Source organism: Butyrivibrio sp. XPD2006 (assembly GCF_000420865.1).
In the GTDB taxonomy this organism is placed as follows: Bacteria; Bacillota; Clostridia; order Lachnospirales; family Lachnospiraceae; genus Butyrivibrio.
Genome location: NZ_ATVT01000017.1, coordinates 33,716 through 46,020, shown reverse-complemented (window position 1 = coordinate 46,020; position 12,305 = coordinate 33,716). Strand labels below are relative to the sequence as shown.

Annotated in this window: 10 protein-coding genes; 9 read left to right on the top strand and 1 reads right to left on the bottom strand. The window is 37.3% G+C overall.

Annotated features, from left to right (window positions below; genetic code table 11):
- Positions 1-104: 104 nt before the first annotated feature.
- The 7 genes from G590_RS0115800 (at position 105) to G590_RS0115770 (ending at position 7,311) form a co-directional block, all read left to right on the top strand.
- On the top strand, positions 105-1,424 hold the full coding sequence (locus G590_RS0115800; RefSeq protein ID WP_022766630.1) for a sugar phosphate nucleotidyltransferase: 1,320 nt from the start codon (positions 105-107) through the stop codon (positions 1,422-1,424).
- 2 nt (positions 1,425-1,426) lie between these two features.
- On the top strand, positions 1,427-2,407 hold the full coding sequence (locus tag G590_RS0115795; RefSeq protein ID WP_022766629.1) for a type I phosphomannose isomerase catalytic subunit: 981 nt from the start codon (positions 1,427-1,429) through the stop codon (positions 2,405-2,407).
- 220 nt (positions 2,408-2,627) lie between these two features.
- The gene (locus G590_RS0115790; protein ID WP_022766628.1) at positions 2,628-3,116 is read left to right on the top strand and encodes a hypothetical protein; all 489 of its coding nucleotides are present in this window, start codon (positions 2,628-2,630) and stop codon (positions 3,114-3,116) included.
- Between the two features lie 110 nt (positions 3,117-3,226).
- Positions 3,227-4,240 (top strand): type II toxin-antitoxin system antitoxin SocA domain-containing protein, encoded by a 1,014-nt coding sequence (locus G590_RS20870; protein ID WP_022766627.1) that lies wholly within the window; start codon positions 3,227-3,229, stop codon positions 4,238-4,240.
- Between the two features lie 264 nt (positions 4,241-4,504).
- Positions 4,505-5,179: a hypothetical protein gene (locus G590_RS0115780; RefSeq protein ID WP_022766626.1), complete on the top strand. Its 675-nt coding sequence runs from the start codon at positions 4,505-4,507 to the stop codon at positions 5,177-5,179.
- A gap of 128 nt (positions 5,180-5,307) precedes the next feature.
- Positions 5,308-6,375, top strand: a complete 1,068-nt coding sequence (locus G590_RS0115775) for a Fic family protein (protein WP_022766625.1) — start codon at positions 5,308-5,310, stop codon at positions 6,373-6,375.
- 105 nt (positions 6,376-6,480) lie between these two features.
- On the top strand, positions 6,481-7,311 hold the full coding sequence (locus tag G590_RS0115770; protein WP_022766624.1) for a hypothetical protein: 831 nt from the start codon (positions 6,481-6,483) through the stop codon (positions 7,309-7,311).
- Between the two features lie 241 nt (positions 7,312-7,552).
- Here the strand turns inward: G590_RS0115770 and G590_RS0115765 are convergent, their stop codons facing one another.
- Positions 7,553-8,782 carry a hypothetical protein gene (locus tag G590_RS0115765; protein ID WP_022766623.1) on the bottom strand — a complete coding sequence of 410 codons (1,230 nt, stop codon included), beginning with the start codon at positions 8,780-8,782 and terminating at the stop codon, positions 7,553-7,555.
- A 122-nt stretch (positions 8,783-8,904) separates the two neighbouring features.
- On the opposite strand from G590_RS0115765, the gene G590_RS0115760 reads away from it, so the two are divergent.
- A complete protein-coding gene (locus G590_RS0115760; RefSeq protein WP_022766622.1) occupies positions 8,905-10,971 on the top strand; it encodes a hypothetical protein in 2,067 nt (688 codons plus the stop codon).
- 88 nt (positions 10,972-11,059) lie between these two features.
- The gene (gene cps2T, locus G590_RS0115755; protein WP_022766621.1) at positions 11,060-12,262 is read left to right on the top strand and encodes a beta 1-4 rhamnosyltransferase Cps2T; all 1,203 of its coding nucleotides are present in this window, start codon (positions 11,060-11,062) and stop codon (positions 12,260-12,262) included.
- The last annotated feature ends 43 nt before the right edge of the window (positions 12,263-12,305 follow it).

The following is a 12,305-nucleotide window of genomic DNA, read 5'->3' as shown; positions in this document are numbered from 1 at the left end:
TTCTTTCTATAATAATTACTGTTATAGACATTGCAATAAAACAAAGATATTATACCATGGTATAATACATATTATTTATAATCAATAAAAAGGAAGTATTAGTAATGAACATTATCTTATTATCCGGTGGTTCAGGAAAACGCTTGTGGCCACTTAGTAACGACATCCGTTCAAAGCAGTTTATCAAGATTTTTAAGGATGAAAATGGTGAATATCAGTCAATGGTTCAGCGTATCTATGGCCAGATCAAGGCTGTGGACCCTGATGCGACTGTAACTATAGCAACATCAAGATCACAGGTTTCTGCTATCCATAACCAGCTTGGAGATGATGTGGGTATATCTGTAGAGCCTTGCAGAAGAGATACCTTCGCTGCGATTGCTTTAGCTACTGCTTACCTTCATGATGTGAAGGGTGTATCAAGCGATGAGGCGGTTGTAGTATGCCCTGTAGATCCGTATGTTGACAGCACATATTTTGAATGTGTCAACAAGCTGTGCGAGAGGGCTGAAAAGGGTGACAAGAACCTTGTCCTTATGGGCATACAGCCTACATATCCGAGTGAAAAATACGGATATATTCTGCCTGTACAGAACGCAGATGGAACAGGATATAAGTTTACAGAAAAACCGAACAAGGAAAAAGCTGAAGAGTTTATTAGTCAGGGTGCACTCTGGAATGGCGGCGTATTTGCTTACAAGCTCAGTTACGTTCTTGATAAGAGTAAAGAGCTTCTTGGCACATCAGTATATTCAGAATTGTTCTCCGGATATGACAACCTCAAGAAGATTTCCTTTGACTATGCAGTTGTAGAAGCAGAGTCAAGCATTGAGGTCCTTAATTACGACGGAGAGTGGAAGGACCTTGGAACCTGGAATACTCTGACAGAAGCCATGACTGAGAATATCGTAGGCGATGGAGTACTAAACGATACTTGCGATAACGTTCATGTAATCAATGAGCTTGGAATCCCTGTTCTGGGAATGGGACTTAAAGACGTTGTTATCTCCGCCAGTCCTGACGGAATCCTTGTAAGTGACAAGGAACAGAGTAGTTATATTAAGCCATATGTTGATTCCTTTGACCAGGAGATCATGTTTGCTGAAAAGAGCTGGGGAAGCTACCGCGTTCTTGATGTTGAAGAAGGAAGTATGACCGTTAAGGTTACTCTCAATCCCGGACACAAGATGAATTACCATAGCCACGACAAGCGTGATGAAGCCTGGGTTGTAATATCCGGAAGCGGTAAGACTATTGTTGATGGTATGGAACAGCCTGTTAAACCCGGTGATGTTATAACTATGTCAGCAGGTTGCAAGCATACTGTTATTGCTTCAGATGCCGGACTTCAGATCATAGAGGTTCAGCTTGGAGAGAGCATAAGTGTGCAGGATAAGCACAAGTACGAGATGCCGGAGTTATAAATATGGGCAATAAACCCTTTATGCTGTTGCCGGCAGCCAAGGATTACATCTGGGGCGGCAGCAGGTTAAATGACGATTTTAATAAGAACATTGACATGAGTCCTCTGGCTGAAACCTGGGAGTGTTCGGCACATCCAGATGGCCAGAGCATTGATTCTGTCAGCAAAAGACCTTTAGGCGACATCCTTAAGGAACACCCCGAGTATCTTGGAACACATCCTCTTGGTATTACCGGTGGAGTGCCTACTCTGCCAATCCTTATCAAACTGATAGATGCTAAATCGGATCTGTCGGTACAAGTGCATCCTGATGATGAGTATGCGAGAATTCATGAGAACAGCTTTGGTAAGACAGAGATGTGGTACGTCCTGGATGCCCATGAAGATTCAAAACTTGTATATGGATTTAACAGAGATGTTACTGAAAATCAGGTAAGACAGGCGTTAAACGATGGTACCATCAGACAGCTTCTTAATTATGTTCAGATACACAAAAATGACCTGTTCTTCATAGACCCCGGAACAGTTCACGCAATCGGAGCCGGAGCGCTTATCGCTGAGATACAGGAAAACAGCAATATCACATACCGTCTCTATGATTATGACAGAATAGATAAGAACGGTAATAAAAGGCAGTTACATATAGATAAAGCCATGGAAGTATCTGACCTTAAATCTAAAGCCATTCCAAGACAGCCCATGCGATCACTCAGATACAACAATGGCTGCGCCAAAGAACTCCTTGCCAGCTGTAAGTATTTCAGAGTAGACAGAATGCTTCTTAACACAGAAGGCCGCAAGATGCCAGACTTTAGAGCAGAATCCAACAGTTTTCATGCTCTTCTGGTTACGGATGGCTGCGGAGTTATATTTGGGGAAGGCTTGTCACTGAATTTCTTCAAAGGAGACTGTATATTTGTACCTGCAGACAGCATGGAGCTTAAGTTGCATGGCAAGGCACAGATTTTAGATGTTAGTTGCTGATTCAGATATTATTATTTACAAAGCGAACGGAAAAGTGAACGCAATACTTTGCGTTCGCTTTTTCGTTCGCTTTGTGTTATGACATGAGCTCCAATGAAACAGTTCACTTACTCAGCATTTGACTGATGGTATTGACAAATAGGAGATAAGAGAATATGATTGTGATACGATAAAACGAAAATACATAATATCGTATCATTGAAGAGAGGAGGTAAAAAGAATGGAGAGTGACCATAAAAAGGGTCACTTCAAGCAGCTCTCCATTAATGCTATAACTGAAAAAGTGGTTGTGCAGCCCAAAGTGCCCTGTAGTGATTCGGAAGTATTCGGTGTTTTAGCAGATTTAAAGAAGGCTGTGGAAGATGAGTCATATGTGCCTGCGACTCCAACAGCTCAAAATCCTTCTTTGTCAGATAACTATATATTTGATAAAGAGGATGAGAAAATGATTTTGTGTGATCTTAAGCTGGCCAATTTTGTCGGCAAAGCATTAGACTTAAGCAAAGGCGCAGACAAGAGAAAGAAGCTTGGATTACCGCAAGAATACTTGTATGTTTTTAAATATCCATGCGAGTTGATTAGGAGAGATGCTGATACAAGTGGCGTAGAGAAAGAAAACATCCTGATCTACATTAAGGTCAATGATCGGAAGATACCGAATCAAATTGTATTTGTAGTTTCTTTTCATAAGAACAATCCAAAGACATAAACAAAGACAATAACTTAACCGGCACATTGTGAGCCAATGTGCCGGAAAGATAAAACATATATCATAAATCAGAAACATAGACAAAGACTCAAACATAAGAGGAAGAAAAGATGAATAAATTAAATTTGGCATATTGCAATGAATGTGAGGATCTTGTCGAATTCAGTATCCAAGATGAAGTTGTAAATGAAACATATAAAGGTGTGAGAATTCGGTATGAATTCCCGGTTGCAAGATGCAAGTGTTGCAATAGTGAAGTGGCAGCTTCAGTTGATTACAATTATGAGAAATCCGAAGCAAGGATCAGTGCATATAAAAAATCTCAAGGGATAATTGGACTAGATGAGATTACTGAGATTATGGAAAAATACAATGTTGGAAAAGAACCATTGGCATTAGTTGCAGGATTTGGAAGTGTTACAATCAAACGATACTTTGAGGGCGCTATTCCTGCAACTGAGTACTCTGATCGTTTGAAAGAATTGTTGGATAATGAGGATTCTTTCGAAAAACTCTTTGAGTTAAACTGCGATAAATTAAACGACGTGTCAATTAAAAAGATAAAACAAAGATTAGTTGAGATAGATCAAATCAAAGCTTCAAAAATCAACCAGATTGCCAATTATATAATTATTAAAATGGAAGAAGTAACACCGCTGGCGCTTGAAAAGCTTATGGCTTTTTCTAACGGCGTGAATTATGCGCTTAATGGAAATAGACTGATTGGTGAAGAGTGTCAGGCTTGGCAACATGGTTATGTTTATCCATCTATTTATGTTAAGTATAAAAAATATGGGTATAAACCAATAGACAACGGGATAAATAGTACGCATGGTGCGATGTTGTCTTTAGTATCTGAGGATGAAATCAAGGCAATAGATATGGTGATCAGTACATTTGGTCTATATTCTCCTAAAACACTTGAAATGATAAGTCATAGGCAGGAACCTTGGATTGAGCAGCGAGTTGGGTGTAAGGATACTGATCCGTGTAACAAATCGATTGATGAAGAATCGGTTAAGGAATACTACATTAAAAATAGGTTGGATTCGGAGGAGAATATTAGTAAGTATATTAGTAGAGTGCTTGGGGAGATTAGAAGTCAGAGGGCTTTTCGTTTCTAAGAAGCTTGGTGCCTGAGAAGTTCATCGGGGGCATTACATTATGGTTGCAACAAAATTCATAGTCACGCATTAAAAGAGAAATGAAGACGGCCAAGAAAGTTGATATTGATGATAAGTATATTCAGAATTGGAAAATACTTTTTGGATATTTTAATAAATAACATTGATTGTAAGCTGGCATTATAGCGTAATAATTCTAGTATTATGATATAGTTAATAAATGATTCGCTGAACTATGTAGCAGATGTAAAGTGGGACTTATATATGAGAAAATCACAACTACTTATTTGTGTAATATTTATTTTATATGCTGTTGTTGGAGGCTTATGTGCCACCGGATGGCTTAATATTGGGAATAATGTTTTAGGAGCACTTTCTTTAACTGCATTATTCTTTTCTGTTTCAGATGTATTTGTGAAGGTTAGGAATGTGTTATTCGAGAAAAATGTTTTACAAAATGTAGTTGGGATTGCGGTACTTTTTTTGAATGAAAAGATGAAGGAAGTTGGAACTCATCATAATATTAACATTAGAAATACAATAGAAAATCTCGAAGATACAGTGGGATATAAATGTGATAGGAAAATGATTCATCCAAATGAATATGCAAAATTGAGATTTATAAGAGGGCTTCTGTTGGCTTCAGATATATTGTTTGTTCTTGGAGTTGCTATTTTTATTATTATGCCTTTTATTAAGGATAACCTTTTACCTCAAGGCTTTACATCTGTAGTATCTTTATTTGCCTTTTCAGCTATGATGTGTTGTATGTTCTTGGATGAGATGGCCATGGATATTAGTCAGAGGAATAATGAAATAATGAATGAAAAGTATGCAATAATTTGTGGCCAATTCCAGGATTTTAGAACATTTAATGAGATGTATTTTCATTATTACAAAGATTATTTAATCATGTATGGTGATAAGTTGAATGGTTAGATAAAATTCACATTCATTCATTAAAAAACAAAAATTCTAGCAATAAAAATCACTGTTTTTTTAAAAAACAGTGATTTTTATTGCTGAAAATGTTAAAATTAATCAAAAACAGTGAAAAGGATGTAACTATGAAGCCATTTGTCCCATATGAATTGCCAATTGATTATAACGTAGATAAGGAATTACTAAGATTGTCTTCTGAAGCGAATGCTAAATATGGAGAGTACAAAGCGTCGCTGAATACGCTTGAGTTAGATGCGTCTCACTTTCTTAATTCAATACTTCTGACAGAAAGCTATAAATCTACGCAAATAGAAGGCACACAGATTTCTCAAGATGAAATGTTTTATTTGAAATACATGGATAAGACTGATGATAGTAGGGAAATACAGAATCTTAAAAGCGCTATTACTTATGCTGAGAAGAATATCAAGGACGGAATTAGCTATGAATTGGTAAATGAAATGCATAGAATTCTTCTTGATAGCGTAAGGGGATCAGAGAAAACGCCTGGGAAGATACGCACTACCCAGAATTGGATTGGTCCGCGTGGTTGCAGTTTGGAAAATGCAACTTTTGTTCCGCCAATTCCTGAAACGGTATACAGCCATCTTACAAATCTCTATCAATACATGAATAATTCTTTTATTGATCCATATCTAATAAATGTTGCGGTGTCACATGCTCAATTTGAAACGATTCATCCTTATAAAGATGGAAATGGTAGATTGGGGAGGGCGCTTATTCCTGTTCAGATGGCGCTTCTTGACGAGAATAATCCAATACTGTTTTTGTCTGAAATAATAGAATTATACAAGCCGGCATATCAGCGTAATCTAATGGAGTTTAGACGTGGTAATGTGGCTGGCTTTATTAAATTTTTCTTACAGTGTGTGATAGATCAGTGTTTTTCATATATATATAAAATTGAGAAGGTCAAATCAATATATAAAGAAGATATGAAAGCAATAGAAAGCATAAAAGGCAATTCTGTATATAAAATTATGCCGGTGATAAAAAAACAGATAGTATTTACCAAAAAAGAGATAGAAGAAGCGTCGGGCGTTTCTGTTAATGCTGTGTCTAAGATAATTGAGCAATTAGTCGATTTAAATATACTAGTTAAAGATCCGACTGTCATGAAAAAAGGATATAAATATCAACGTATATATGACGTTTTTGTGGCTGGGGAGTGATTTTGCTCACACGTGTGACCAAAAAGATCATAGGAATAGTATAAGAGTGTTAAAGTAAACCATCTAACTGATCAGGCTGTTTATGTTATAGAAGGGAGACATAAAGTGCTTAAAAAAGTAAGAAATTTGCTTAATTCCATAGCTGGGAGAGTAGGATGTGTTTTATCTGTGATAAGTATAACATTTATTATTGTAGTCTGCTCAAATATTAGCGCTGAGTTTTTCGCGGAAGAGATGGCAGAGAGTATAAATAATATATTGATTGGAATAGCCACAAATCTAATAGGAATTGTGATAACCGTGTCCATTATTCAAAGTATTCTTGACAAGCAAGATGAAAAGAAGGCCTATTTGGAAGAAAAGGATAAAATTCTAAGATATGACATTATTATGCAATTGCTGATTCAAAGGTATTTCATGTTACTATATGCTGTAATAACTCCGTTGGAGAAAAGAGGGGAGGTAAGCTTAGAGGAAGTAACGAAGAGAGATATCAAATTTGAAGACATGAGGGATCTATATAAGTCATCACCATATTTAACCGATGGCATTTTAGAGCCATCTATTGTACTTTTTTATAACGCAGAGGAGCAATTGCGTAATCATATGATGACTATGATTAACAACATTGATTTTAAATATCATCCGGAGATTGCTTCGTTATACATGAAGTTTATTAATGATTCTATTGCGTATGATACGCGTGGAACTATCAAAGGCAATATAAATGTTTTATTAGGAAATGGTAAGATGTCTGAAAAAATAATGAAGGATATAGCAGCTGATTCTACGTATAAATGGGTAGAACGATTTGATAAGGGCGAATTGGAAAGCAATATGATGGTCCCATATATTATCTTGTATAAGCTTATCTTAAGTGAAAGAGAAATGACTATTGAGTACCAAAGGATGGTGGATAAACTGAAAAGTGAATAATGATTATCTACAGAAATTCATTATGTATCAATAATTTCGCGAGGGTAGATTAATTCAGCGAGGCCATAACGGTGTATATTAAGCTGAACTATACTTGCCATAATAGCCAACCAAAAGATCTTTACGCGATAATCTCAAGGTGCATTCTTATTATGCTGTAAGGGCACGGGATAAGTGTTGTACGTGGCTGATACATTTATAGACAAAATGCATAACATGTGATAAAACAAAGAGCTGACTATCAAGTCAGCTCTTTACATTTACAACAAACTCTATACAAATCATATGTAACCCAGCAATAAGCCACGAAATATGCAATTGCCGCCACAGGATAATACTGCTCCCCCGTCTGTGTCAGTAGTCTTCCATATGAGAAGTTGCTACACAGATTCATAATAAGTGCAGGAATCAAGAGCTGTCTTCTGTATGCAACAGCAACAAAAGAGATCAATACAACTGCCAGATAATCATATCTTTCATGCATTCCCGGCATGAACTCTACTGCGGTCATAATACTCCATCCGGCTAAAGTCAGCCAAAAAGCTCCATGAAGAACCTGTTTCCCGGAAGTTACATCCTGCAGCTTGAACTTTGCAAACACCAGAGCTCCGGCAAAAATCATCAGAGCAACAAATACGCCAATATGTCTGAACATCTGCTCCTGGAATCCAATGTACCAAATACTTGGGAAACTCACAACTGTGGCTCCACCTGTTGAATTAATCTGACGGTAATATATTCCATATGTGTTGGTAATGGATCTTCCGCAAAAAATTGCCGGAAGTCCTGTTATCAGATACATTGCCGGGATCCAAAGCACATGAAGAATGCTAAAGTTCTTCTTGAGATAATATGCAAGAACGAAAAATGGAATAATGAAAACGGTTTGAAACTTAAAAGAAAAAGCCAATCCAATCATAATGAAAGTCAGATTCGGACGCTCTTTCAGGAAAAAGAAAAGCCCCAGAAGAATGAAAGCGCTGTAAATAGAATCACACTGCTTCCAGAGTGCACCATCCACTATGATAAAGGGAAGATTTATAAGGGTGAGACAGAAACACTTATCGAAGCGTTCCGCCCAGAACCCGCAAGCAAGATCCTTGGCACGTAGACACCGAACAATAAGGAACATGGCTACAGCCATAACGCCATCAAAAAAGCATGAGAAAAAGGAAATGGCACTTGCCGGATTAACTCCAAGTTGTCCTACAATAGCGAGGAATACGTTGTAAGGAATATAGTAATCTCCAATTGCAGTTGACAGACCACCGACAAATCCGAGCTTACGATACTCTTCAACCCATGGAGCCAGAAAAGCATTGTAATCGCTCCAGCCGGGGACGTCTACAAGTGGAGTGTACTTAATTCTTATATGAACGGACATAACAAGCAGAAAAGCAAATATGATCCAATCCATGTATTTATCAATGATTTCCACCAGTTTATTGTCAAAAGCCCTGCGATTACTCATAATCACAATCCCCCTATTATCAAAACAAATATCCGCTCTCAATTATACCATGGTATACTGTTGTGTAGATAGGACTGATTAAGGCTGTATTATTTTATTATTCTAAAGGACAGAAACAAAGTATGGGAACATTACTTGCTACATATTCAATATTCTTACTGATTGCTATTATGACACTGATTGCGTTACGCAGTGGTGGTTTTGAGCGAGAAATTATCAAGAAGATTGTTATAACCTTTGGGGTATGCCTGTTTCTTGAACTGATTGTTTTTAATTACAATGCAATTACTACATCACGTCTTAGTGAGTATGACTTAACTGAGAATATTTCACAATCTGCAACAGAAAATAAAGCAGAGATTCTCGTGCCCCACATAAGCACGGAAACACTTTATCTTAGATTTACTGGTGATATAGGCTACGTTACTAATGTGTCCGTATTTCTCAAAGATGATGCATACGCCAATGCGTATACAGAAGCTGCTTCGTTCAAAGTTATTCCCGATGATGACAACTATAATAGTGACAATGTAATACTTAAGAGCAAGGGCAATCTTAGGAACTTTAAGATAACATGGGACAATCCCGGGGTCAGCTTATCTAACGCTATTCTTAATAAGCCATTAGCCTATCATTTTACCTTAACAAGATTCCTGACAATTTTCCTGATATCAGCATTACTGATTTCACTGATGTCTGACAGCCTTTGGAGCATCATGTTTGATCCTAAGAGCAGAAAACAGCGAATTGCCTTTGTACTGGTTGTTTGTACACTTATAGTGTCTGTTGTCTGGGTAAAAGAGCTTTTGGTTGCTACAAATGTTGATGAGTGGGGCATAACTACAATTCCGGAGTACCCAATAACAAACGAGGCTGAAAATGACTTCCATGTGTATCAGTTTGACTCATTAATGAACCATACCAGTGGCATAGTAAGAAAAGAAGTGAGTCCACAGTTGTTGGAACTGGAAAATCCATATGATCCTTCACAGCGAGAAGGGCTAGATTACTTATGGGACTTTGCACTCTACAACGGTCATTATTACACATATTACGGAATGACTCCGGTACTTGTGTTTTATGTACCATACTATTTTGCAACAGGACATTTGCCATCATATGCTACAGCTTCATTCTTTTTTGCGCTTTTGACAGTGATTTTCGGGAGTATGTGTACGTGGAAGGCAGCAGAACTCTTTGCTCCAAAAACGAAGGCAATAGGTGTGTTTATTGCTACACCTGCGGTTGCCCTTGGTAGCAATGTTCTCTGTCTGTTAAGTGCTGCTGATAAGTACACACTTAACTATTCGTCAATGTTGACTTTTGTGTTTCTTACGGTTTGGGCGGCATTTGTAGCGCTTTCATCGAGAAAGATATGGATAAAGAGTGTATTTTTTCTGATTTCTGGAATTTCAACGGTACTTCTGCTTGAATCTCGCTCAAGTGGTTCATTGCATGTAGCAGGGCTTCTTATACCGCTTTTTTTAATGATTCTTGTTTCGAAAGAATATACAATAAAGAATAAAGCTAATTTTGCGCTATCGTATATAATTCCATTGGTAATAGGTGCGGCACTAATAATTCGCTTCAATATGATAAGGTTCGGTTCTCCGTTGGAGTTTGGGCAGAACTATCAGCTCACAGTATCTGATATACATTACAATAAAGTGAATCTTGCACATTTACCTGCGGCGTTGTATTATTATTTCTTTGATTATCTGGAGTTTAAACTGGAGTTTCCTTTTATAAGTGTAGGATCACATTTTGTGAACCATACAGGGAATATGTTCTATGATTCAGCTTCTTTTGGTATATTCGTATTTCCAATTACATGGCCAAGTTTGTTATTGACGAGAAGGATGCCTGAAGATAACAGAAACCTTATGGCATTTAGAATCGCAATGTTTGTGGCGATAGTAGTTGCTTTGATGGATTTTGATATCGGGGGCTTGAATTATAGGTATCCAGTAGATATTCTTCCGATAACAGTATTAGCCGGCGGAGTGGCCGTAATGAAGTATATGGAATGTAATCATATGGAGAATAAGATTTTAGTTGCATCTATTGCCATTATGACAACTACTATACTTTTAGCAGTTTTACTTATATTCATATTGCATGGTGTGAATTATATATGTGAGATCAACCCTCGGATGTATCTAAAGTACTTCCGAATGTGGAGACTGTGATGGTGTTGAAATTAAGTAAGCATTACTATATCATATATTAGACTATGGTTAAAAATAGCTACAAAATAACGAATATGGACTGGTTTTTATGAGTTATCCCAGAATACGTGAAAAATATTATACAGAGAAAAAACAAGTATTTTGCATTGGGTGTAAGGGGATTCCTGCAGAATATGGTGGCTTCGAGACATTTGTTGAGAATCTTACACTACATCGTATCAGCGACAAGCTTAGATATCATGTGGCTCGTATCGCTCGTGACAATGACAGATATGAGTATAACGGCGCGAAGTGTTATAACGTCAAGGTACATGAGTGGGGATCAGGCAGAGCTATCATCTATGATATGAAAGCGCTTAAAAGAGCTATAGATTATTGCAGACAGAGGCCTGCTATCAAGGAACCAATATTCTTTATAATGGCTTGTAGGATTGGATTTTTTATGGGGCATTATAAGAGACAAATCAAGAAATTGGGAGGTAAGTTTTACCTGAACCCGGATGGACATGATTGGGCAAGGAGAAAATGGTCAGCACCGGTAAGGCTATATTGGCGTATTTCCGAGAAGCTTATGGTCAAGTATGCTGATAGGATAATATGCGACAGCAAAGAAATCGAGAAATATATTAATACACAGTATAGCAGGTATAATCCGAGTACAACATATGTGGCATATGGAGCTGATTTAACCCCATCAACATATGCAGATGATGACAGCAGATATAAGTATTGGCTTAGCGAGTATTCAACTTCCAAAGGCCAATATTATCTTGTAGTTGGACGATTTGTGCAGGAGAATAATTTCGACATCATTATCAGAGAGTTTATGAGAACTGATACTGACAAGAAGCTTATTATTGTAACTACTCCTAATGTTAAGCTTTATAATGCCTTGGATAAAAAGCTTTCCTTTTCAAAAGATGACAGGGTGATTGTTGCTGATTCTGTCTATGATAAAGAACTTCTCAAGAAGATTAGAGAAGGTGCATATGCCTACATTCATGGGCATGAAGTCGGTGGAACCAACCCAAGCCTTTTGGAGGCTCTTGCAAGTACTAATGTTAATTTGTTGATTGATGTATGCTACAACAAAGAAACTGCTGGAACAGCAGCAAATTATTGGAATAAAGAAGATGGAAGTCTGGCTGAGCTAATAGGTAAAGTAGAAATGCTTTCAAGTGATGAGATTTTATACTGGGGACAGAAATCTAAAGCTAGAATTCAGGAACATTATACATGGCAAAGTATTGCTGAAAAATATGAGAAAGAGTTCTTGGGAATACTAGACTAGTAATGATACATGGAACAAAAATTAAAATCCATTCTAACCATAA